Here is a 20,950-nt window from a genome sequence, read left to right on the forward strand (position 1 = left end):
AATAGACAGCGGAAACGATTATTGCTATTTAAAATCCGAAAGCGAGGTGCTTGTCGTGAGTTCATTTGATCGTACTATGAAATTCGATTCCTCTGATGAGTCGATGGAGCAGGAAGTGAAGCAAGTGATGCTTCAAGTTCATGCTGCACTTGAAGAAAAAGGCTATAACCCGATCAATCAGATTGTCGGATATTTATTATCAGGTGATCCGGCTTATATTCCTCGCCACCAGGATGCGCGTAACATGATTCGCAAACTAGAGCGCGATGAAATTCTGGAAGAGCTTGTAAAGTTTTATATCAAGAAGAATAACGAGGAATAATGATGCGCATAATGGGACTTGACGTCGGTTCGAAAACTATCGGAGTCGCAATCAGCGATCCGATGGGCTGGACAGCCCAAGGAATTGAAACCGTCAAAATAAATGAAGCGATCGAAGAATTTGGAATGGTTCGCCTTGGCGAACTGATCAAGCAATACGAAGTGACCGAAGCGGTTGTGGGCTACCCGAAAAACATGAACAACTCAATCGGGCCGCGCGCTGAAGCATCTGAAAGATTTGCAGCTTTGCTGAAAGAAGCGTATAGTATACCGGTGGTCCTATGGGATGAACGGCTTACAACGTCGGCAGCAGAGAAAATGCTGATTTCCGCAGATGTCAGCCGCAAAAACCGCAAAAAAGTGATCGACAAGATGGCAGCAGTCATGATTTTGCAGGGCTATCTTGATTTTAAAAAATAATGAGGTGACGCAAATGGAACACGGACAAGAGCACATTACAGTCGTTGATGAAAACGGCAACGAACAATTATTTGAAGTATTGTTTACATTTGAATCAGCTGACTTCGGAAAATCATACGTCTTGTATTTCCCGGTAGGCGCTGAAGAAGATGAAGAAGGCGAGATCGAAATTCATGCATCTTCCTTTACTGAAAATGCTGACTCAGATGAAACAGCAGGCGGCGGAGAGCTTCGCCCGGTTGAAACTGATGCAGAATGGGACATGATCGAAGAAATGCTGAACACGTTCCTTGACGAAGAAGAAGAAAACGAAGAACTATAAAAATGGGAGGACGGAATTGATTGCTGATTCCGTCTTTTTCTTTTGTGCGATTTTCTTGTATACTGATAGAAGTTGAACATTTTCTGTCCAACTTCAGTAATGCAGAAAAGCTAGGGGGGGCACCCGTGGAGAAACCATCGAAAAAGGATATTATGTTTGAACGAATGACAGAAAAGAAGAAGGAAGTGAGAGTCGTCCGACGCATCGTACTAATAGTCGCGCTGATTCTGTTGATCATCATCGGAATCGCTGGCTTTCAAACTTATAATTACATCACCAACGCACTGGAGCCGGTTGATCCGGACTCGGAAGAAATCATCACGGTTGAAGTGCCAATCGGTTCGAGCCTGGACAGCATCGCAGCGCTGCTTGAAGAAAATGGCGTCATTGAAGATGCACGCATCTACAAATATTACGTGAAATTCAATAACGAATCCGAATTTCAAGCTGGGACTTATGGCTTGCTGCCTTCAATGACCTTGGATGAAATTACGGAAAGCCTGAAAACCGGGAAAGTATACCGGGAGCCGCTCTTTACGATTAATGTTCCGGAAGGATTGACGGTAGAAGAAATTGCCGAAAATGTCATTGCGGAAAAAACTTCGTTCACAGCTGAAGAGTTTCTGGAGAAAATCCAGGATCCGGCCTATCTGGATGAGCTGATGGTCCAATACCCTGATTTATTGACCGAAGAAATACTGGGCGAAAACGTCCGCTATGCACTCGAAGGGTATCTGTTCCCGGCCACTTATCCGATTTACGAAGAAGATCCATCTTTGGAATTGCTGATCGAGCAGATGCTTGATACAACTCAGGCTAATGTTATGCAGTACCAGACCGTGCTGGAGGAGAATGGCGAGTCGCCGCACTGGCTGTTAACATTCGCTTCCTTACTGGAAGAAGAAGCAACAGCGCAATCGGATCGCCAGACCATTGCCAGCGTCTTTTATAACCGCATAGAAGACGATATGCCGCTGCAGACGGACCCGACAGTCATCTACGCAATGGGCGAGCATAAGGACCGCTTATTCAACACAGATTACGAATTTGAACACCCTTACAGCACCTACCAAAATAAAGGGCTGCCGCCGGGACCTATTGCCAATGCCGGAGGGTCTTCAATTGAAGCGGTGCTCGACCCTGCTGAAACAGAATATTTCTATTTCCTGGCTGATTCGACCGGTGTCAACCATTTTGCTAAAACCTATGAAGAACATTTGACCAACCGCGATGAATATATAGGGAATTAAAACGATCGAGAAGGAAGCACCTCGCTTTCCTTCTCTTTTTATGGTAAAATTTGAAGTAATTTTTGCTGAACCGAAAAGGAGCATTCCAGTATGGCGAACGACCAATTATCAGCAACACTCGGAGCGATTCAGGCTTATGCCGCTTTGGAACATGTACCGATTATGGAAGATCAGGGCATCCGGGAATTAGTGGGGCTGCTAAAAATTCAGCAGCCTAAACAAATTCTGGAAATCGGTGCAGCAATCGGATTTTCAGCGATCAAAATCGCTGAAGCTTTGCCGGCAAGCGAGCTGGATACCGTTGAACGCGATGAAACCAGATACCAGAAAGCGGTTGAGTTTATCGCTCAATCAGGATTCAGCGATCGGATTCGCATTTTCCATGCAGATGCACTGGAGCTTTCGCTGGCTGACCTGAAAAAACAGTACGATGCGATCTTTATCGATGCAGCAAAAGGACAATATGAACGATTTTTCGACAAGTACGAAGAGCTTTTGGCAACGGGCGGAATCATATATTGCGATAATATGGCCATGCATGGGCTTTCGGATATACCATTATCGGAAGTGCCGAGAAGAAAGCGGACGATGATCCGCAATTTGGCAGCTTTTAAAGAGCATATGCTCAATCATCCTGGTTATGACACGGAATTATTGTCATCAGGAGACGGCATTATGATCTGCAGAAAAAAATGAAAACACCAAAAAGAGGTTTGCAGGGAGCTAAATAACATGTCTAAAAAACGGCCGGTCGTTATTGGGATCGCAGGGGGTTCGGGCTCGGGGAAAACGAGTGTAACGAATTCCATCTATGAAGTGTTTAAAGAAAACTCAGTGGTGGTTATTGAGCAGGATTATTACTATAAGGACCAAAGCCATTTGGCCTTTGAAGAGCGCCTGGAAACAAACTATGACCATCCACTGGCATTTGATACGGATCTGCTGATTGAGCATATCAACAGTTTGCTCGAGCGCCAGCCGATTGAAAAACCGGTTTATAATTATGCTGTACATACACGTGCAGAAGAAACAGTGTTGATTGAACCAAAAGATGTTATCATTCTGGAGGGAATATTGGTGCTTGAAGATGTGCGTTTGCGCGAATTGATGGACATCAAATTATTTGTCGATACTGATGGCGATCTGCGCATCATACGCCGCTTGCTGCGCGACATCAACGAACGGGGACGGACCATCGATTCTGTTATCGAACAATACTTGACAGTGGTGCGTCCGATGCACAATCAATTTATTGAGCCAACAAAACGCTATGCGGACGTCATCATCCCCGAAGGCGGACAAAACGAAGTGGCAATCGACTTGATGGTTACAAAAATCAAAACAATTCTTGAATAGATTGGCAGATTATAATATGATGAGACAAGACTGACGGGTGCAGGCATCCAGGTCAGCAGTTGAAGGAGTGGGAACAATGGCTAACGAAAAACAATTTCCAATGACAGCTGCAGGTAAGCAGAAGTTAGAGGATGAACTGGACTTTCTGAAAACGATCAAACGCAAAGAAGTGGTTGAACGAATTAAAATCGCACGTGATTTTGGTGATTTATCTGAGAACGCTGAGTATGACTCTGCAAAAGAAGATCAGGCTTTTGTAGAAGGCCGCATCTCAACACTTGAATCGATGATCCGCAACGCGGTTATCATAAATGAAAATGAGTCAAACAAAGATATCGTTCGTTTAGGAACGACGGTAACATTCATAGAAGTTCCAAATGGCGATAAAGAATCTTACACAATCGTAGGATCAGCGGAAGCAGATCCGTTAGAAGGCCGTATTTCAAACGATTCTCCAATTGCGAAAAGCATGATTGGCCGCACAATTGGCGAAAACGTCAAAGTGCTGACACCAGGCGGAGAAATGGAAATCAAGATTCTTTCAATCACGTGATCAAGCGGCCATTCTGTAATAAGGATGGCCGCTTTTCATTAATTCGACTCCAAATGAAACGAAAATATCGCTGAAACGTCAAATTTGTCATACTGAATTTATGGTAAACTATTGAGAAAGGGGGACATCCAATGTCTAACGAAGAAAAACCATATCCCTCTCGTTTGAAGAAAAAGAAAAACCGATCAAATTCCATTTTGAATATTATGATTGGCTTGGTATTTGCATTGATCCTCATCATTGGGGTATCCATGTTGTTTAGTGGAGGGGACGATCAGGCTCAAGATCCTGAGGCAGTAACGATTTCACCTGAAACCGAAGACCAAACGAGCGGTTCTGAAGACAGTGAAGGCGAAAGCACAGACACTGAAGAACAACCAGAAGAAGATGCTGAAGTTTCTGCTGAAGAACTGGCGGCTGCAGAAAAAGCTGAAGAAGAAAAAGCCAAAAAAGAAGCTGAAGAAGCTAAAAAAGCTGGAGAAGAAAAAGAAGGATCCGTTACAAAAGGCGGGACCATCACACGTGAAGATTCAAGCGATCCAATCGTGGAAGAAACCGTAATCAATACAAGCTGGGAGCCAGTCGGCACGAAGCAAAAAGGTGACCACGTCTCAGTCTACCAAAAGGATTCTGTAGATTGGAACGAAAAAGTCAACGCAGTGTCCTATGCAACTGGCCTCGATGCCAACAATATGTATGTTATGATGATCAAAAATGGCGGCGGTCCACAAAAATCAATCGCGACTGTCCAGTCCAAAGATGAATCTGAAAAGTACCGTGTCCACATGGAATGGGTAGACGGCGAAGGCTGGAAACCAGTGAAGATGGACGTATTAAAAACACTGGAAGGCGCCTATTAACAAAGGCGTCTTTTTCTTTGAGATAAAGTAAACCTGTGCAAACTAACAGACTATGGAATGAGGAATGGAAAAATGAAAATTGGTGTGATTGGTGCAATGGAAGAAGAAGTCCAGTTGCTCAGAAGCAAACTGGACAATACACAAACGGAAGAAATTGCAAAATGTGAGTTTACAATAGGTACATACGATGGACAGGAAATCGTGTTGCTGAAAAGCGGAATCGGCAAGGTCAATGCCGCAATGTCAACAACGATCCTTCTGCAGCAATACAAGCCGGACATCGTCATTAACATCGGCTCAGCGGGTGGCTTTGATGAAGAGCTTGAAGTAGGGGCAGTCGTAATTTCAGACGAAGTGCGCCACCATGATGTGGATGTTACGGTCTTTGGCTATGAAATGGGCCAGGTGCCTCAGTTGCCGGCAGCGTTTACTTCCAATCAGGAATTGATCGAACTGGCAGTCAAAGCAGTAAAAGAAATGGGCCAGCATGATTATGCGGTCGGGTTGATCGCAACGGGCGATTCGTTTATGAACGATCCGGAGCGTGTAGCTAAGGTACGCGAATATTTTCCGTCTATGAAAGCGGCTGAAATGGAAGCGGCAGCAGTAGCGCAGGTTTGCTATCAATTCGACGTGGCATTCGTGGTCATCCGTGCCTTGTCTGACATTGCAGGGAAAGAATCATCAGTGTCATTTGATGAATTTCTGCCTGTAGCAGCCAAGCATTCGACAGAGATCGTCTTTAACGTTATCAGCCAGCTGGCTGCACGCATTTAACCGGCAGGAGGCAAAATAAAAAGCTGAGGACGTTTTCTCAACGTCACTCAGCTTTTTACTACACTTTTTTCAAGGTAAATGTACTGACCATCAATAAAGAACATATAACGAACAGGAACATGTAGACGACCGGCGAAAGGATCGGCAGTCCGAAATAAGATAAAGTGATGATGGTACCGGCTGCGGTAATTGGCAAACCGGTAAAATATCCCGTAGCATCTGAGATGTTAAACCGTGCCAACCGGAATCCCCCGCACGAAATATAAAGAACGGTGAAGACCATGCCGATCACGCCAAAGTCCGATAAGACAAGCTGGTAAATTAAAATTGCGGGTGCAACACCAAAAGAGATTATGTCACTCATCGAATCGAGCTGTTTTCCTAAATCAGATTCCTGATTAAACTTTCTTGCCACCATACCGTCAAAGCGGTCTAGAAAAGCCGCAATAAATATAAATAGCACGCTATAGCTATAAGATCCATTTAAAGTGGCCATGAGAGAAGCCCCGCCAAACAGCATATTGCCGATTGTGATGGTATTAGCGGTCTGTGACCTCAGCTTTTTTATGGTGTGATCCATTTTTTCTGTTATTAACAATGGAAAACACTCCTTCTTTTTTGTAAACTTGTTCACTCTATTATACTGTGAAAGGTAAAAAAATGGTAGACTATTTTAGCGACGGAGGCTTCTCTATGAAAAAATACATGTACCAGCGATCAATCGAACTGACGAATGGAGCAGTCACTTCGAACTTGATTCGACAGTTTGCTCAATCCAAAAACAGCCGCAGGTTCATACCCGGCTATATTAAAGCCTATCAGATTTCAGTGGAGGAAGTCGAAAAACCAGTGGCTGCATTTCCAACTCTTCATGATTTTTTTGTCCGAAAATTGTCCAAAGCCAGCCGGCCAGTGGCAAATGCGCCGGTTGTTTCCCCTGTAGACGGAAAAATTGAAATTGCTGGGGGCCTGCAGCAAGGTACCCGGTTCCTAGTGAAAAGCCAGTCCTATTCACTAGAGGACCTGTTGGGTGACGGAGCATTGGCGGAACAATACCAGGATGGCAACTATGCCGTGCTGTATTTATCGCCAGCTGATTATCACCGTATTCACAGTCCAGCTGACGGAAAAGTGAATAAGCAATATGTTCTTGGAAAAAAATCGTATCCAGTCAATGCGGCTGGACTACAATATGGCAAAGCACCGATCAGCGGCAATTATCGTATGATCACGGAACTGGAAACGGCATTCGGCAGGATGCTGGTAGTCAAAGTCGGCGCAATGTTCGTAAATTCCATCCAGCTGACAAACACCGGAAGCGACTGGGAAAAGGGGGACGAAGTGGGCTATTTCAGTTTCGGCTCCACTGTTGTGTTGTTTTTTGAGAAGAATTCCATCAAATTTGTCGAAGATATGTCTGCCGGCCAACGGATCAAGGTGGGAGAAGCGCTAGGAAATATGATATAATCAATAGCATTAAGTTCGGAAAACAGGAGTGGGTAGCATTGTATCGAAATTTTGTACCAAGCCAATACGTAAAAGAAGTTTTTGACATTAAGCCGGAAACTTTGATTGAAAAAAATATTAAAGGAATCATTACCGATTTGGATAACACCCTAGTGGAGTGGGATCGACCGGATGCGACACCAAAATTGGTTGAATGGCTCAAGTCAATGAAAGATGCCGGGATTCAAGTAGTCATTGTTTCCAATAATAAGGAGTTGCGCGTCAAGTCGTTCGCAGATCCTTTAGGAATACCATTTATCCACCAGGCCCGTAAACCGATGGGACGTGCTTTCCGTAAAGCGCTTCGTATCATGGAAGCCAAACGTGAACAGGTTGTAGTAATCGGAGATCAAATGCTGACGGATATTTTCGGCGGCAATCTGAATAAAATGCACACGATTCTGGTTTTGCCTGTGGCTCAGTCGGATGGTTTTTTCACACGCTTTAACCGCAAAGTCGAACGCAGAATCATGAAGAGATTGAAAGATAAAGGACAATTGATGTGGGAGGAAGAAAATTGAGTGAAATGCCAACTTGCATCGGATGCGGTGTACAGATTCAAACCCAAAACAAAGAAGAAGTAGGATACGCTCCGCCGTCTTCATTGGAAAAAGAGGAAATTATTTGCCAACGCTGTTTCCGCCTGAAAAATTACAATGAACTTCAACCGGTTTCTTTAACGGACGATGATTTTCTTCGTATCTTAAACGGTCTGGGAGAACGCGATGGCCTGATAGTGAAAATTGTCGATATTTTTGACTTTAACGGCAGCTGGCTTCCAGGCTTGCACCGTTTTGTCGGAAATAACGACATCTTGTTGATTGCCAATAAAGCGGATCTGCTGCCGAAATCGGTCAAGCAGCATAAATTGATCCACTGGATGAAACAGGAAGCCCGTAAACTGGGATTGCAGCCGATTGATATTTTGACGGTCAGTGCGCATAAAGGAACTGGAATTGCAGAAGCCATGGAAGCGATTGAAAAATACCGCAAAGGCAAAGATGTCTATGTGGTCGGCTGTACAAATGTCGGAAAATCCACGTTCATCAACCGCGTCATCAAACAGGCGACTGGGCAAGCAGATGTTATCACGACATCACATTTCCCGGGAACAACTTTGGATATGATCGAAATTCCATTGGACGACAAACGTTCATTGTTTGATACGCCAGGCATCATCAACCATCACCAATTGGCACACCATCTTCAGACGGCAGATTTAAAGCAAATCATGCCAAAAAAAGAAATCAAGCCGCGGGTCTTCCAATTAAATGCAGAGCAAACGCTATTTATTGGCGGTTTGGCGCGCTTTGACTTTATTCAAGGAGAACGCTCTTCCTTTACTGTCCATATTGCCAACGATCTGCCCATCCACCGGACTAAACTGGACAACGCGAATGCCTTGTATGAGCAGCACTTGGGTGATATGCTGGCACCGCCTTCAGCGGAGTATAAAGATGATTTTCCTGAGCTGGTCCGCCATGAGTTCAGTGTCAAGGATGCAAAAACCGATATCGTCTTTTCTGGACTTGGCTGGATTACCATTCAGCACGGCAATGCTGTCATTGCAGCCCATGCACCTAAAGGTGTAGAAGTAATATTGCGCCCATCTTTAATCTAGGAGGTTTTTAGATGAAGAAATGGTACGCGGTGATCGGTGACCCGATTGCCCATTCCTTGTCCCCATTTATGCATGATTCGTGGTTTAATGAGCACGGCATAGATGCTGCTTATATTCCCATTCATGTGGAACCGTCACAGCTCGAAAAATCGTTTGAAGCCATGAAGTTGTTGGGTATCAGCGGTTTTAATATCACGCTTCCGCACAAGCAGTCCATCGTGCCGTTGCTCGTCAAGCTGGAAGAAAGCGCCATGCAAATGAATGCAGTCAACACGGTGCATTCTGATGGAACCCGTTATGTCGGTTCCAATACCGATGGAGATGGTTTCGTTCGGTCGATGCTCGTTCACTCTGTCGATAAAACATCCAAAGTGCTGCTGATCGGAGCCGGCGGTGCGGCGAGAGGCATTGCTTTTGCCCTTAAGCGCGCAGGATTTACGGATGTTACCATTACCAACCGGACATTCCGGCGCGCAGAAGAACTGGCTGCTGAAACTGGTGGCTCGGCTATAACGCTTGCATCTTCAGAAGAAAGCCTGAACGAATTTGCAGTCCTCATTCAAACGACATCTGTCGGCTTGGCTGCTGACGAAGCATTGCCGATTTCCTTGGAACGGGTCACTGCTGGAACTTTGGTGGCGGATATTATTTACAATCCGCTGGAAACGCCCCTTTTGAAAAAGGCAGAAGAAAAAAACTGCGTCACATTAAACGGTGTAGGCATGTTCGTTTATCAAGGAGCAATTGCATTTGAAAAATGGACGGGCGTACAGCCGGATACAGAAAAAATGATCAAATTGGTCACAGAAAAACTAGGAGGCACTTATGTTAACAACTAAACAAAAAAGCTTTTTGAGAAGCGAAGCGCATCACCTTGCACCGATTTTCCAGGTAGGCAAAGGCGGCGTCAACGAAGCGATGCTCGTGCAGATCAAAGAAGCATTGGAAAAGCGTGAGTTGGTAAAAATCAGCATTCTTCAAAACAATGAAGACGGCAAAGATGAAGTGGCAAAAGCTCTTGCCAAAGGCACAAAATCACAATTGGTTCAATTGATTGGCCATACAGTGATCCTTTACAAGCAATCGGTCCATAACAAAAAGATCGAGTTGCCGGTTAAAAGATGAAAAAAGTAGGGATATTGGGCGGAACTTTTAATCCGCCTCATCTCGGCCATTTGATCATGGCCAATGAAGCGTACCATTCAGCCGGATTGGACGAAGTGCGCTTCATGCCTAATTTTATTGCACCTCATAAGGAAGTGGCAGGAGCCAGTGCGCAGCAGCGATTGATGATGACCCAACTGGCGATTTCAGGCTACTCTCATTTTAAAGTGGAAGATGCAGAAGTCAAAAGCGGCGGAGTATCCTATTCATTCGACACGCTGACAAAGCTGACCGAACAGGAACCTGACACGGAGTTTTTCTTCATTATCGGGGGAGATATGGTAGAGGGTTTGCCCACCTGGCATCGCATTGATGATTTGGTGGAGTTCGTTCGCTTTATCGGCGTTAAGCGTCCGGGGTATAATACTGAGACGCCTTATCCGGTCATGATGATCGACTCGCCTGAATTGCTGCTGTCATCTACGATGTTGAGAGAACGCGCTGCCGCTGATCGGCCGCTCACTTTTTTAGTGCCGGAAAAAGTGGAAAGGTTTATTCGAAAGGAGCGTTTATATGGATCACAGCCAAATGCTTGAAACTGTCAAAGAACGGCTTCCTGAAAAACGCTTTACGCATGTGCTCGGTGTCGTGGATACGGCGATAGAGCTGGCAAGAGAATTTAATGTATCTTTAGATAATGCAGAAGTCGCGGCAATTCTCCATGATGTTGCCAAGTTTTCAGATCGGGACTGGATGAAATCCATTATTGTCTCTGAAAAGATGGATCCGTTATTGCTCCAGTATCATGCGGAACTTTGGCATGCCCCGGTTGGCGCTTATTTAGCGAAAACTGAGTTTGGCGTAGAAGATGAAGACGTCTTGAATGCCATTCGCTACCACACGACGGGCCGAGAAGATATGTCCGATTTGGAAAAAGTGGTCTATATTGCTGATTTGATTGAGCCAAACCGCAAATTTTCAGGTGTTGAAGAATTGCGACAATTAAAAGAACAAGGATTGGATGTTATGATGGAAGCCTCGGTCAAACATTCCATCGAATTTTTAGTATCGAAAAATCAACCGGTATTTCCGGATTCACTGAAGTGTTACAACTACTTCGTGCAACAGAAAGGGAAAGTGAAAGAATGACTAAAGAAACTTTACTACAAGTGGCGTATAACGCTGCAGAAGATAAAAAAGCAGAAGACATCGTTGTGTTGAATATGGAGGGAATTTCGCTGTTGGCTGACTTTTTCGTTATCTGCACAGGAAACTCCGATCGCCAGGTTCAATCGATTGCAAAAGAAATTATGGATAAAGCCCATGAAGAAGGCCATGAAGTGAAAAGTGTTGAAGGATTTGATTCGGCACGCTGGATCCTTGTCGATCTTGGTGATGTAGTGGCACACGTATTCCATAAAGACGAACGCTCATACTACAATCTTGAACGCCTGTGGAGAGAAGCTCCGCAAATGGAAATATGAAATACGGAAAATTTGCCGCAGTCTATGATGGGCTGATGGAGGATATTCCTTATGAAAAGTATGTGGAGTGGGTCGCTTCCCGCGTTCCGTCCGGCAAATTGCTGGATGTGGCGTGCGGGACCGGCACATTGTCACAGCTTTTTGCTGAAATGGGCTATGATGTAACCGCCAGTGATTTGTCTGAAGACATGCTGACGGTTGCCAATCAGCGTTTCCAGGAAGCGAACCAATCGATTCCGGTGCTCCAATTGTCCATGGACAACCTGGAGGGGCTGGAAGGATTTGATGTTGTCACGATCGCCATCGATTCACTGAATTATTTGCAGAGCGGCCAGCAGGTCCAGCAGACGTTCAAAGAAATCCATAGCGCATTAAATTCAGGCGGCCATTTTTTCTTTGATGTGCATTCTGTTTTTAAAGTGGATGTGCTTTACATGGATAGTCCGTTTGTCTACGATGCGGAAGAAATTGCTTATATTTGGCATACCGAGCCAGGTGAAGCGGAACACAGCGTAATTCATGACATGACATTTTTCGTCCGCCACAATGAGTTGTTCGAACGTTTTGAAGAAACCCATGAGCAGCAGACCTTCCCGGTCGACGTTTATCTGAAATGGCTGGAAGCAGCGGGATTTTCTGTGGAGTCAGTTACCGCAGATTTTTCAGATGAATCTCCAGATGAAGAAAGCGAACGCATTTTCTTTCATGCCAGAAAAAAATAAGATCGGCCAAAACCATCTGCATCTTGCAGGTGGTTTTTATCTATTCAAAAAAGAATAGACAAGCATATTCTAATTATTATATAATTCAAACAGCTTCCATTTAATTGCCTCCTGAAGAAATGAGGAATGCCACCTGAAACTTTCCGATCTTCAGAACAAACCTGCATGGCTGCTGATCCCCGCTGCTGCCATTGCGCTGCTATTGATTTACTTCTTCTTTCCACAAGAGGAGCCGGAAACAGCTCCTGCTGCTTCGCTCGAATTGATCAACGCTGAATCCCCTCAGCAGACAGAAACCCCTGAAACCGAAAATCCCGAAATTGCTGCAACATTGATGATTGATATAAAAGGCCAAGTGGCAAATCCGGGTGTCTACGAACTTCCGGCAGGATCCCGCATGCAGGCTGCTATAGATGCTGCGGGCGGATTTACGCCTGAAGCAGACAGCCGTGCCATCAATTTAGCGCTGATTGTCGTGGATGAAACGAGTCTTTATGTCCCCGCAGCAGGCGAAGAAGCCGTGGTGCCTGCAACAGCACAGGCTGCTTCAGCAGGCGGCAGCAGCGTCATCAACATCAACACGGCAACGGAAGCCCAATTAATGGAACTGCCGGGCATTGGCCCTTCTAAAGCAGCTGCGATCCTTGCGTACAGAGACGAAGCTGGAAAGTTTAAGACACCAGAAGAACTGACGGAAGTCACTGGAATTGGCGACAAGACTTTTGAACAATTAAAAGATCTAATCACCGCTAAATAAAGAGAGTAAAACAAAAGACGGTTGACGAAACTGTTGCCTCTGCTACACTTATTTTAACTACACAAGCAGGAGGCAATTAAATGAAGCGAATAACTTGGGACCAATTCTTCATGGCGCAAAGCCATTTACTGGCACTTAGAAGCACATGTACGCGTCTGGCTGTCGGAGCGACCATTGTGCGCGACCGGAGAATCATGGCGGGCGGCTACAACGGGTCGATTTCAGGAGGCGACCATTGCATCGATAAAGGCTGCTATGTAGTCGATGGACATTGCGTCCGGACAATCCATGCAGAAATGAATGCGTTGCTGCAATGTGCAAAATATGGCGTCAGCGTCAATGGAGCCGATATGTACGTCAGTCATTTCCCATGCCTCCAATGTACAAAATCAATCATTCAGTCAGGCATTTCCCGACTCTATTATGCTACCGACTATAAAAACCACGAATATGCTATCGAGCTATTGGAACAAGCCGGGGTAGAAGTAGTGCAAGTGGTATTTGATGAGCGGAAAATCGACTTTTTAAGTGTTGAAAAGTCGGCTCTATACATCGAACTATTGGAGAAGTTGCGGGAAAAAGGCGGAAGTGAAGAAGAATTGGCCCATTATAACGAACGGGTGAACCAATTATTCGGAGAAATCGAAGTGTAACAGCCAATATTTTTCTATACCTGGCAGCGGCAACAGCCCTTGCCACATATGCAGCGCATGAAACAGCGGTTCAACTCGTGTTCATGGCGCTGCTTTTTTGTTGGATGGGCTGGAAAAGAGAAAGCATGTTGCTTGTCATCGGCATTTTTTTATTTGCCTGCGCTGTATTCTTGGTTCAGGATTTTCGAAGCCAAGACCATTTTGACTATTCCCAGCCCTATTCTGGAAATCTGACATATCGGGCTGGTGCAGTAATCGACGGCGACAGCCTGAGAGGATTTGCATCCTTAGCAGATGGAACGGTCGTTTATGCCCGGTACCGTGTGAATTCAGAAGAAGAAAAGCTAGCGATGGAAAGCCTGGTGGATCAATCGGTATTCCAAGTTTCTGGTATTTTTGAAGCACCATCTCCGCCTTCGCACCGCTATGCATTTGATATGGCTGACTACCTGAAACAAAATGGGGCCGCTTCATTATTGGCGGTACAGTCGATTCACACAGCCAAGGCAAATGATACGTGGACCAATCGGCTGTTAGGCAGAAGGGATGCAGTAAAGCACCATATACGGGAGCATTTTCCTGAAAGTCTTGCGGCAGAAGCGGAAGCTTTGCTGATTGGAGAGCGGGAAAATATGGATCCAGAAGATCAGCGCGTGCATCAAACTCTTGGAATTTCTCATTTATTTGCCATTTCCGGACTTCATGTTGGAATTGCATCGGGTTTGCTGTATGTAATTCTCATCCGTCTCCATGTCCGAAAAGAGACTGCCATTATCATATTGCTCATTGTCCTGCCGCTTTACGCCATCATAGCGGGTGGCGCACCATCTGTTTGGCGGGCAGTCAGCATGGTATCTGTTGTATTGGCAGGAAGGCTGTTCGGCTTTCGGTTACCTATTGCGATTATTATGTTAACCAGTATGATCGTCTTCATGCTATGGAATCCATACGCAATGTACAAAATTGGTTTTCAGTTGTCATACGGTGCGACATTTGGCATTATTTACTCGCTAAAGTTTCTAGGAGGCATTCAATCTTCTGTGAAAACAGGATTTCTCATTACCTTTATTTCGCAGATGACATTGTATCCTTTGCTGCTGTTTCACTTTTATGAGCTGTCGCTGTCGGCGTTTGTAGTCAACAGCCTGTTTGTCCCTTTGTTCACAGTGGTGATCCTGCCAGCCAATTTTTTGCTGCTTTTTTTGACGGCACTATTTCAGCCGGCTGCAGAAGTAGTGTTCTACTTTTATAAGCCTTTGCGAGACGGGATCGACCAGTTTATGGTTTGGCTGGCAGGATTGCCCTATCAGCTGTGGAATCCGGGAAAACCAGAATTTTTTATGGTAGTGCTGCTGACAGCTAGTGTCTATTTGTTTTATTGTGCAGCTGAGCGGAAATTCCGTGTGCGGCAGCTGCTGATTATCTTAGTGCCGGCCATAGTGTTCACTGCATGGCCTTATCTCGATCCGCGCTTGAAGGTAACTTTCCTGGATGTCGGTCAAGGAGACAGCGCACTGATCGAATTGCCTCACAGAAGGGCTGTTTACTTGATTGACAGCGGTGGGGTGCTGCGATTTGATACGGAAGCTTTTAAAAAGAAGAAACGGCCATACGAAATCGGCCGGCAGGTTGTGGCACCTTATTTGAAAGGCAACGGCATTTCAACTATCGATACTTTTATCATTTCCCATCCGGATGCGGACCATGCCGAAGGGGCTGAAGAAATTTTTGGGCTTTTTGCAGTCGATGAGCTTCATCTGACACCGGGTTCTGCATCAAATGCATTAATGATCGACCTCGCCCCGGACGCAGCAGAAGCCCAAGTGGTTTTTCCAGGTAGAGGATCGAACTGGACTGTTGGAGAAACGCAGTTTGCTTATCTGTCTCCGGTGGATGGCAAATACGAGGGCAATAATGATTCGCTGGTACTGCTGATGAAAACTGGAGATTATCGTGTTTTATTCACGGGTGACTTGGAGGCGGATGGTGAGAAAGAGCTGCTTGCGCCTTATGGCAGGGAACTTTCGGGGCTGACGGTGCTGAAAGTGGGGCATCATGGCAGCAAGACGTCCAGCAGCGAGGAATTTTTAACTGCGCTCAAGCCGGGACTGTCGATTTTCTCAACGGGTGCAGACAATCGCTACGGCCACCCGAGTGCGGAAGTGGTGGAACGATTCGCTGAAATGAAGCTCAAGACGTTGAACACTGCAGAAAACGGCACCATCCGATTGCTTTATGATGATGGAGAGCTGGAGCTGGAGACGATGAGGTGACAAATGATAAAAAGGCAACAAAAAAAGGTTCCGGTCATTAGACCAGGAACCTTTTTTGATTTAATTACCGTGCTGCGAATTGTACAACTCCAGCGATGATAAAGATAAGGGCGAAAAATCCAAAGGATACGACAAAGCCCATACCTGCGTCAATTGCATCGTTACGCTTGGACTGTACATTCTGTTCAAATTCATTCATTGAAATCCCTCCTAATTCCTTCTAATTATAAGCGAAGCCAACGCAAAAATCTAGATTGAAGTAAACTTAAAAGGATGAATTTACGCGCCGACACATAACTGTCAAATACCCAAAGCGGTAAAAATCCGATATAGTAGAGAGAGGGGAGGCTGATACGATGATTACTTCCGTGTGGAAATCCATACGCAGCGGACAAATAGAACCTGTTTATCTCATTGTGGGAACAGAAAGCTATTTTATTGAAAAAACCTTGGATTTATTAAAAGATAAATTGACGGACCGCGGAGAGCTGGAGCTGACTTTTTTTGATTTGGACGAAGTGCCTGTCGAACACGTCATCGACGAAGCTGATACCATTCCGTTCTTTAGCGACCGCAAACTGATCATTGCGCGGAATGCGTCGTTTCTGAAAGCGGCAGAGCGCGGCAAAGAAAAAATCAACCATGACTTGAAGGCATTGGAATCCTGGCTTGAGCATCCGCCGGGAAGTTCAGTCACAATTTTCGTAGCGCCTTATGAAAAACTGGATGAACGAAAAAAAGTGACCAAGCTGATAAAGCAGCACACCGTATTGGTGGAAGCTAAATCATTGCAGACAAACGATCTGGAAAGCTGGCTGATGCACGAAGCGAAAAGTTTTGGCAAAGGCATCGACCTGAAAGCTGCGCAAAAGCTAATGGAGATGGCCGGCACCAACTTGACGCTGTTGTCGTCAGAAATTGAGAAGATGTCCTTATATCTCGGATCAACAGATGAAGACATCACCGTGGACCTTGTGGAAAGGATGACAGCCCGGACACTCGAACAGGACGCTTTCAAGATGCTGCAGTCGTACCTCGATGGCAACATCAGCGGGGCGCTCAGCGTGTATTACGACCTGTTGCGGCAAAAAGAGGAGCCGGTAGCACTGACGGCATTATTGGCATCGCAAATCCGTTTCATGATTCAAGTGTATTATTTGCAGAAAAAAGGCTATCACGCACAGCAAATTTCCAAACAATTAAAGGCGCATCCATATCGAGTCAAACTATTGGTCGAAAAACGCCAGCAGATTTCCGAAAAAAGGCTGCTGCAGGTGCTTGGTGATTTGGCCGAAATCGACTTGCAGCTGAAAACACTCAGCGGCAATCGCGACCGCATCCTGGAGTTTTTCCTGATGAAGCGGGGCGGGCAGGCACAGCGTTAAATATATATATAGAAAAAAGCCGGCTCCCTTTTAAGGGGAACCGGCTTTTTAAATGTTTTACGCTTGTTTCATCAAGCGAGCTTTTTTACGAGCTGCAGTGTTTTTATGGATCAAGCCTTTAGAAGCCGCTTTTTCCACCTGTTTAATCGCCGCTTTTACAGTATCGCTAGCGTTATCGTCTTTGTTAGTCAAAGCTGTTTCAGCTTTCTTAATAGAAGAACGCATTGCTGATTTTACATGTGAGTTTTGAGCGTTTTTAGTGTCGTTCGTACGCACACGTTTGATTGCAGATTTAATGTTTGGCATATCTTTCACCTCCTAGACAATATGAAAGAGAGGAAATCATCCCAACTCTTTAATGTCTCTATACAACATGAGTTATTTTATCAAATCAGCGAAAGGAATGCAATAGTTACGTGCAAAGAAGTTTCACTTGACAGTTAAATGATTTCAGGAGCTTTCATTGCTCAATGTGTGCTGTACTGCTATAATTCATAGTAGTTTATATAGGAGTGAAGAGAATGAATAATGAGGAAAGATTATCCCGGCAAAGCAAAATCCGCAACTTCTCGATTATTGCGCACATTGACCATGGCAAGTCTACGCTTGCAGACCGAATTTTAGAAATGACGGAAGCGCTGACTTCCCGAGAAATGAAAGCACAGTCACTGGATTCCATGGATCTTGAACGGGAACGTGGCATTACCATTAAATTAAATGCCGTCCAGCTTAATTACAAAGCGAAAGACGGAGAAATTTATATTATGCATTTAATCGACACACCGGGACATGTCGACTTCACTTACGAGGTATCACGAAGCCTTGCAGCTTGTGAAGGCGCAGTATTAGTTGTCGATGCAGCCCAAGGAATTGAAGCACAGACACTGGCAAACGTCTATCTGGCTTTGGATAATGATTTGGAAATTCTTCCGGTCATCAATAAAATCGACTTGCCTGCAGCTGATCCGGAACGCGTCCGCCACGAGATTGAAGAAGTTATCGGTTTGGATGCCTCTGAAGCTGTATTGGCATCAGCAAAAGCGGGAATTGGGATTGAAGATATTCTCGAGCAGATCGTCGAAAAAGTCCCGGCGCCAACCGGTGATCCAGGCGCACCGTTAAAAGCGTTAATCTTTGATTCTCTTTACGATCCATACCGCGGCATTGTTGCGTATATCCGGATTGTCGAAGGAACCGTAAAACCTGGAGACCGCATCAAAATGATGGCTTCCGGAAAAGAATTTGAAGTGATTGAAGCGGGTGTTTTCACCCCGCATGCTATTTTGCGTGACGAATTGACGGTTGGCGATGTTGGTTTCCTGACAGCGGCCATTAAAAATGTTGGCGATTCAACAGTCGGCGACACGATTACGCTGGCTAACAATCCAGCAACAGAAGCGTTGCCTGGCTACCGCCGCTTAAACCCGATGGTCTACTGCGGTCTGTACCCAATTGATACATCGAAATACAATGATCTGCGCGATGCACTGGAAAAGCTGGAATTGAACGATGCCGCACTTCAGTTTGAACCGGAATCTTCACAGGCACTTGGTTTTGGCTACCGTTGCGGTTTCCTGGGCTTGCTGCACATGGAGATTATCCAGGAACGCATTGAGCGTGAATTTAACATTGATTTGATCACGACTGCGCCAAGTGTAATTTACGATGTCCACATGACGGACGGGGAAGTTCTAAAAATTGATAACCCCGCCATGATGCCGGATGCACAGAAAATCCAGATGGTTGAAGAGCCTTACGTCAAGGCCACTGTTATGGTGCCGAATGATTATGTCGGTGCAGTTATGGAAATCTGCCAGAAAAAACGCGGCAATTTCATGACAATGGATTACGTCGATGACAGCCGTGTCAGCATCATTTATGAGCTGCCGCTTGCTGAAATCGTCTACGATTTCTTCGACCAGTTAAAGTCAGGAACAAAAGGCTACGCTTCATTTGACTACGAGCTGATCGGCTACAAAGAGTCCAAGCTTGTGAAGATGGATATTCTTTTGAACACTGAGCAAGTAGATGCACTAAGCTTTATCGTTCACCGTGATTTTGCCTATGAACGCGGCAAAGTTATTGTCGATAAACTCAAGAATCTGATTCCGCGCCAGCAGTTTGAAGTGCCGATCCAAGCCGCAATTGGCCAGAAGATCGTTGCGCGCCAAACCATCAGCGCGATGCGCAAAAATGTTCTTGCCAAATGTTACGGGGGAGATATTTCCCGTAAACGGAAACTTCTCGACAAGCAAAAAGAAGGCAAGAAACGCATGAAGCAAGTAGGATCTGTTGAAGTGCCGCAAGAAGCATTCATGGCGATCCTGAAAATGGACGACCAATCAAAATAAACGAAAAAAAGGAGGCCGGAATTTCAGCCTCCTTTTCTTATTAGAAAAGAGGAAATAAAATGGTTAAGGGATTGTACATCCATATTCCATTCTGCCACCAAATTTGTTTTTACTGCGATTTCAATAAAGTCTTTTTCAAAGACCAGCCCGTAGATGCCTATATCGATTCGGTGGGAAAAGAGCTGGCTTTATGGAAACAGCAGGGAGCACTCGACCACCCGCTTGAAACCATCTTTCTGGGAGGGGGAACTCCCACGTCTCTTACCCCAGCACAATTGGAAAAGCTGCTGGGCTATATTCACCGCTATGTGCCGATGGCTGCCAACCTCGAGTGGACTTCAGAAGCGAACCCGGACGAACTGACGAAAGACAAGATGCAGGTGCTGTTTGACGGGGGCGTCAACCGCCTGAGCATGGGCGTCCAGTCGTTCGACGAAGATTTGCTGAAACGGCTTGGACGAACCCATAGCAACTCAGATGTCGAACGAGCAGTTGATTCAGCCCGTCTGGTCGGCTTTGAAAATTTGAGCTTTGATTTGATGTACGGATTGCCTGGACAAACAATGCAGCAATGGGACGATACGCTCGAGCAGGCATTTGCATTTGACCTGCCGCATTTCTCTGCCTATTCGTTGATCATCGAACCAAAAACCGTGTTTTATAATTTGATGACTAAAGGGAAATTGAATACGGTGACAGAAGATTTGGAAGCCGATATGTACGAGAAGCTGATGAATGAAATGGACATCCGCGGTTTGAAGCAATATGAAATTTCCAACTTCGCGCGTCCCGGACACGAATCCCACCACAACCTATTGTATTGGGACAACGTCGAATATATCGGTGTTGGAGCTGGGGCGCATGGCTATGTGGACGGCGTCCGCTATTCGAATGCGGGGCCATTGAAAAAATACATGGCACCGTTGGACGCAGGTGAACGGCCAATTCTAAATACACACGAAGTGCCAGTCCATGAAAAGATGGAAGAAGAAATGTTTTTAGGACTGCGGAAAACTTCTGGCGTGTCGCTCATTCATTTCCAGGAAAAATTCCAAAAGCCGATACAGGATGTTTATGGCAACATCTTAGATAAAGAAATTGCCAAGGAAAACTTGGAGATTTCCGGAGGCTTTGTTCGTTTGACCCGAAAAGGCCGATTTGTCGGCAATGAAGTGTTTGAACAATTTTTATTGGCATAAAGCTCTTCCGTTGACAAGGATCATTATATTTGTTAA

General features: G+C 45.3%; 27 protein-coding genes. 24 read left to right on the forward strand and 3 right to left on the reverse strand.

Annotation, left to right across the window (positions count from 1 at the left end):
• Window positions 1-55: 55 nt before the first annotated feature.
• The 9 genes from QOZ98_RS13840 (at window position 56) to mtnN (ending at window position 5,859) form a co-directional block, all read left to right on the forward strand.
• Window positions 56-322, forward strand: coding sequence for an IreB family regulatory phosphoprotein (locus QOZ98_RS13840; protein ID WP_142827756.1), 267 nt, complete (start codon window positions 56-58; stop codon window positions 320-322).
• 2 nt (window positions 323-324) lie between these two features.
• Complete coding sequence (gene ruvX / locus QOZ98_RS13845; RefSeq protein WP_308788005.1) at window positions 325-741, forward strand: Holliday junction resolvase RuvX; 417 nt, start codon at window positions 325-327, stop codon at window positions 739-741.
• Window positions 742-754: 13 nt separating this feature from the next.
• Window positions 755-1,063 carry a DUF1292 domain-containing protein gene (locus tag QOZ98_RS13850; protein ID WP_142827758.1) on the forward strand — a complete coding sequence of 103 codons (309 nt, stop codon included), beginning with the start codon at window positions 755-757 and terminating at the stop codon, window positions 1,061-1,063.
• A gap of 125 nt (window positions 1,064-1,188) precedes the next feature.
• Window positions 1,189-2,313 carry an endolytic transglycosylase MltG gene (gene mltG, locus QOZ98_RS13855; RefSeq protein WP_308788006.1) on the forward strand — a complete coding sequence of 375 codons (1,125 nt, stop codon included), beginning with the start codon at window positions 1,189-1,191 and terminating at the stop codon, window positions 2,311-2,313.
• Between the two features lie 90 nt (window positions 2,314-2,403).
• Window positions 2,404-3,009 carry an O-methyltransferase gene (locus QOZ98_RS13860; protein WP_308788007.1) on the forward strand — a complete coding sequence of 202 codons (606 nt, stop codon included), beginning with the start codon at window positions 2,404-2,406 and terminating at the stop codon, window positions 3,007-3,009.
• A gap of 36 nt (window positions 3,010-3,045) precedes the next feature.
• Window positions 3,046-3,669: a uridine kinase gene (udk, locus tag QOZ98_RS13865; RefSeq protein WP_308788008.1), complete on the forward strand. Its 624-nt coding sequence runs from the start codon at window positions 3,046-3,048 to the stop codon at window positions 3,667-3,669.
• 76 nt (window positions 3,670-3,745) lie between these two features.
• The gene (gene greA / locus QOZ98_RS13870) at window positions 3,746-4,222 is read left to right on the forward strand and encodes a transcription elongation factor GreA (protein WP_142827762.1); all 477 of its coding nucleotides are present in this window, start codon (window positions 3,746-3,748) and stop codon (window positions 4,220-4,222) included.
• Window positions 4,223-4,353: 131 nt separating this feature from the next.
• Entirely contained in the window at window positions 4,354-5,082 is a 729-nt protein-coding gene (locus QOZ98_RS13875) for a DUF1510 family protein (RefSeq protein WP_308788009.1), read from the forward strand.
• A 72-nt stretch (window positions 5,083-5,154) separates the two neighbouring features.
• Complete coding sequence (mtnN, locus tag QOZ98_RS13880; protein WP_308788010.1) at window positions 5,155-5,859, forward strand: 5'-methylthioadenosine/S-adenosylhomocysteine nucleosidase; 705 nt, start codon at window positions 5,155-5,157, stop codon at window positions 5,857-5,859.
• Between the two features lie 58 nt (window positions 5,860-5,917).
• Here the strand turns inward: mtnN and pssA are convergent, their stop codons facing one another.
• The gene (gene pssA / locus QOZ98_RS13885) at window positions 5,918-6,457 is read right to left on the reverse strand and encodes a CDP-diacylglycerol--serine O-phosphatidyltransferase (protein ID WP_308788011.1); all 540 of its coding nucleotides are present in this window, start codon (window positions 6,455-6,457) and stop codon (window positions 5,918-5,920) included.
• A gap of 95 nt (window positions 6,458-6,552) precedes the next feature.
• Between pssA and QOZ98_RS13890 the strand changes: the two genes are divergently transcribed.
• The 12 genes from QOZ98_RS13890 to QOZ98_RS13945 all read left to right on the forward strand — a co-directional run bounded on the left by QOZ98_RS13890 (window position 6,553) and on the right by QOZ98_RS13945 (window position 15,979).
• Window positions 6,553-7,326 carry a phosphatidylserine decarboxylase gene (locus tag QOZ98_RS13890; RefSeq protein WP_308788012.1) on the forward strand — a complete coding sequence of 258 codons (774 nt, stop codon included), beginning with the start codon at window positions 6,553-6,555 and terminating at the stop codon, window positions 7,324-7,326.
• A gap of 8 nt (window positions 7,327-7,334) precedes the next feature.
• A complete protein-coding gene (locus QOZ98_RS13895) occupies window positions 7,335-7,886 on the forward strand; it encodes a YqeG family HAD IIIA-type phosphatase (protein WP_407676713.1) in 552 nt (183 codons plus the stop codon).
• Window positions 7,883-8,986, forward strand: coding sequence for a ribosome biogenesis GTPase YqeH (yqeH, locus tag QOZ98_RS13900; protein ID WP_308788014.1), 1,104 nt, complete (start codon window positions 7,883-7,885; stop codon window positions 8,984-8,986). Before QOZ98_RS13895 ends, yqeH begins: the two co-directional genes overlap by 4 nt.
• A gap of 11 nt (window positions 8,987-8,997) precedes the next feature.
• Window positions 8,998-9,825, forward strand: a complete 828-nt coding sequence (gene aroE / locus QOZ98_RS13905; protein ID WP_308788015.1) for a shikimate dehydrogenase — start codon at window positions 8,998-9,000, stop codon at window positions 9,823-9,825.
• On the forward strand, window positions 9,812-10,111 hold the full coding sequence (yhbY, locus tag QOZ98_RS13910) for a ribosome assembly RNA-binding protein YhbY (protein ID WP_308788016.1): 300 nt from the start codon (window positions 9,812-9,814) through the stop codon (window positions 10,109-10,111). The genes aroE and yhbY overlap by 14 nt, the downstream gene beginning before the upstream one ends.
• Window positions 10,108-10,686 (forward strand): nicotinate-nucleotide adenylyltransferase, encoded by a 579-nt coding sequence (locus QOZ98_RS13915; protein WP_308788017.1) that lies wholly within the window; start codon window positions 10,108-10,110, stop codon window positions 10,684-10,686. The genes yhbY and QOZ98_RS13915 overlap by 4 nt, the downstream gene beginning before the upstream one ends.
• The gene (yqeK, locus tag QOZ98_RS13920; RefSeq protein ID WP_308788018.1) at window positions 10,664-11,239 is read left to right on the forward strand and encodes a bis(5'-nucleosyl)-tetraphosphatase (symmetrical) YqeK; all 576 of its coding nucleotides are present in this window, start codon (window positions 10,664-10,666) and stop codon (window positions 11,237-11,239) included. Before QOZ98_RS13915 ends, yqeK begins: the two co-directional genes overlap by 23 nt.
• A complete protein-coding gene (gene rsfS, locus QOZ98_RS13925; RefSeq protein ID WP_142827773.1) occupies window positions 11,236-11,574 on the forward strand; it encodes a ribosome silencing factor in 339 nt (112 codons plus the stop codon). Before yqeK ends, rsfS begins: the two co-directional genes overlap by 4 nt.
• A complete protein-coding gene (locus QOZ98_RS13930; RefSeq protein ID WP_308788019.1) occupies window positions 11,571-12,296 on the forward strand; it encodes a class I SAM-dependent DNA methyltransferase in 726 nt (241 codons plus the stop codon). The genes rsfS and QOZ98_RS13930 overlap by 4 nt, the downstream gene beginning before the upstream one ends.
• Before the next feature lie 202 nt (window positions 12,297-12,498).
• Window positions 12,499-13,053, forward strand: a complete 555-nt coding sequence (locus QOZ98_RS13935; protein ID WP_308788020.1) for a ComEA family DNA-binding protein — start codon at window positions 12,499-12,501, stop codon at window positions 13,051-13,053.
• Window positions 13,054-13,133: 80 nt separating this feature from the next.
• Window positions 13,134-13,706, forward strand: coding sequence for a ComE operon protein 2 (locus QOZ98_RS13940; protein WP_142827775.1), 573 nt, complete (start codon window positions 13,134-13,136; stop codon window positions 13,704-13,706).
• Between the two features lie 125 nt (window positions 13,707-13,831).
• Entirely contained in the window at window positions 13,832-15,979 is a 2,148-nt protein-coding gene (locus QOZ98_RS13945) for a DNA internalization-related competence protein ComEC/Rec2 (RefSeq protein WP_308788021.1), read from the forward strand.
• A 64-nt stretch (window positions 15,980-16,043) separates the two neighbouring features.
• Here QOZ98_RS13945 and QOZ98_RS13950 read toward each other — a convergent pair whose 3' ends face one another.
• Window positions 16,044-16,178 carry a YqzM family protein gene (locus QOZ98_RS13950; RefSeq protein WP_006828710.1) on the reverse strand — a complete coding sequence of 45 codons (135 nt, stop codon included), beginning with the start codon at window positions 16,176-16,178 and terminating at the stop codon, window positions 16,044-16,046.
• A gap of 157 nt (window positions 16,179-16,335) precedes the next feature.
• Here QOZ98_RS13950 and holA point away from each other — a divergent pair, with 157 nt between their 5' ends.
• The gene (gene holA, locus QOZ98_RS13955; protein ID WP_308788022.1) at window positions 16,336-17,364 is read left to right on the forward strand and encodes a DNA polymerase III subunit delta; all 1,029 of its coding nucleotides are present in this window, start codon (window positions 16,336-16,338) and stop codon (window positions 17,362-17,364) included.
• Between the two features lie 57 nt (window positions 17,365-17,421).
• Here holA and rpsT read toward each other — a convergent pair whose 3' ends face one another.
• A complete protein-coding gene (rpsT, locus tag QOZ98_RS13960; RefSeq protein WP_006828708.1) occupies window positions 17,422-17,670 on the reverse strand; it encodes a 30S ribosomal protein S20 in 249 nt (82 codons plus the stop codon).
• 215 nt (window positions 17,671-17,885) lie between these two features.
• Between rpsT and lepA the strand changes: the two genes are divergently transcribed.
• Together lepA and hemW are read left to right on the forward strand one after the other, a co-directional pair.
• On the forward strand, window positions 17,886-19,715 hold the full coding sequence (gene lepA, locus QOZ98_RS13965) for a translation elongation factor 4 (protein ID WP_308788023.1): 1,830 nt from the start codon (window positions 17,886-17,888) through the stop codon (window positions 19,713-19,715).
• A gap of 59 nt (window positions 19,716-19,774) precedes the next feature.
• Window positions 19,775-20,914, forward strand: coding sequence for a radical SAM family heme chaperone HemW (gene hemW, locus QOZ98_RS13970; RefSeq protein WP_308788024.1), 1,140 nt, complete (start codon window positions 19,775-19,777; stop codon window positions 20,912-20,914).
• The last annotated feature ends 36 nt before the right edge of the window (window positions 20,915-20,950 follow it).

Origin of the sequence: Planomicrobium stackebrandtii (assembly GCF_030814955.1) — a bacterium.
Taxonomy (GTDB): Bacteria; Bacillota; Bacilli; order Bacillales_A; family Planococcaceae; genus Planococcus; species Planococcus stackebrandtii.

Coding starts and splice junctions, on each gene's coding strand:
- ruvX (WP_308788005.1), top strand. CDS start 325: ATGCGCATAATGGGACTTGACGTCGGTTCGAAAACTATCGGAGTCGCA.
- QOZ98_RS13850 (WP_142827758.1), top strand. CDS start 755: ATGGAACACGGACAAGAGCACATTACAGTCGTTGATGAAAACGGCAAC.
- QOZ98_RS13860 (WP_308788007.1), top strand. CDS start 2,404: ATGGCGAACGACCAATTATCAGCAACACTCGGAGCGATTCAGGCTTAT.
- udk (WP_308788008.1), top strand. CDS start 3,046: ATGTCTAAAAAACGGCCGGTCGTTATTGGGATCGCAGGGGGTTCGGGC.
- greA (WP_142827762.1), top strand. CDS start 3,746: ATGGCTAACGAAAAACAATTTCCAATGACAGCTGCAGGTAAGCAGAAG.
- QOZ98_RS13875 (WP_308788009.1), top strand. CDS start 4,354: ATGTCTAACGAAGAAAAACCATATCCCTCTCGTTTGAAGAAAAAGAAA.
- mtnN (WP_308788010.1), top strand. CDS start 5,155: ATGAAAATTGGTGTGATTGGTGCAATGGAAGAAGAAGTCCAGTTGCTC.
- QOZ98_RS13890 (WP_308788012.1), top strand. CDS start 6,553: ATGAAAAAATACATGTACCAGCGATCAATCGAACTGACGAATGGAGCA.
- aroE (WP_308788015.1), top strand. CDS start 8,998: ATGAAGAAATGGTACGCGGTGATCGGTGACCCGATTGCCCATTCCTTG.
- yhbY (WP_308788016.1), top strand. CDS start 9,812: ATGTTAACAACTAAACAAAAAAGCTTTTTGAGAAGCGAAGCGCATCAC.
- QOZ98_RS13915 (WP_308788017.1), top strand. CDS start 10,108: ATGAAAAAAGTAGGGATATTGGGCGGAACTTTTAATCCGCCTCATCTC.
- yqeK (WP_308788018.1), top strand. CDS start 10,664: ATGGATCACAGCCAAATGCTTGAAACTGTCAAAGAACGGCTTCCTGAA.
- rsfS (WP_142827773.1), top strand. CDS start 11,236: ATGACTAAAGAAACTTTACTACAAGTGGCGTATAACGCTGCAGAAGAT.
- QOZ98_RS13930 (WP_308788019.1), top strand. CDS start 11,571: ATGAAATACGGAAAATTTGCCGCAGTCTATGATGGGCTGATGGAGGAT.
- QOZ98_RS13940 (WP_142827775.1), top strand. CDS start 13,134: ATGAAGCGAATAACTTGGGACCAATTCTTCATGGCGCAAAGCCATTTA.
- QOZ98_RS13945 (WP_308788021.1), top strand. CDS start 13,832: ATGTTGCTTGTCATCGGCATTTTTTTATTTGCCTGCGCTGTATTCTTG.
- QOZ98_RS13950 (WP_006828710.1), bottom strand. CDS start 16,178: ATGAATGAATTTGAACAGAATGTACAGTCCAAGCGTAACGATGCAATT.
- holA (WP_308788022.1), top strand. CDS start 16,336: ATGATTACTTCCGTGTGGAAATCCATACGCAGCGGACAAATAGAACCT.
- rpsT (WP_006828708.1), bottom strand. CDS start 17,670: ATGCCAAACATTAAATCTGCAATCAAACGTGTGCGTACGAACGACACT.
- lepA (WP_308788023.1), top strand. CDS start 17,886: ATGAATAATGAGGAAAGATTATCCCGGCAAAGCAAAATCCGCAACTTC.
- hemW (WP_308788024.1), top strand. CDS start 19,775: ATGGTTAAGGGATTGTACATCCATATTCCATTCTGCCACCAAATTTGT.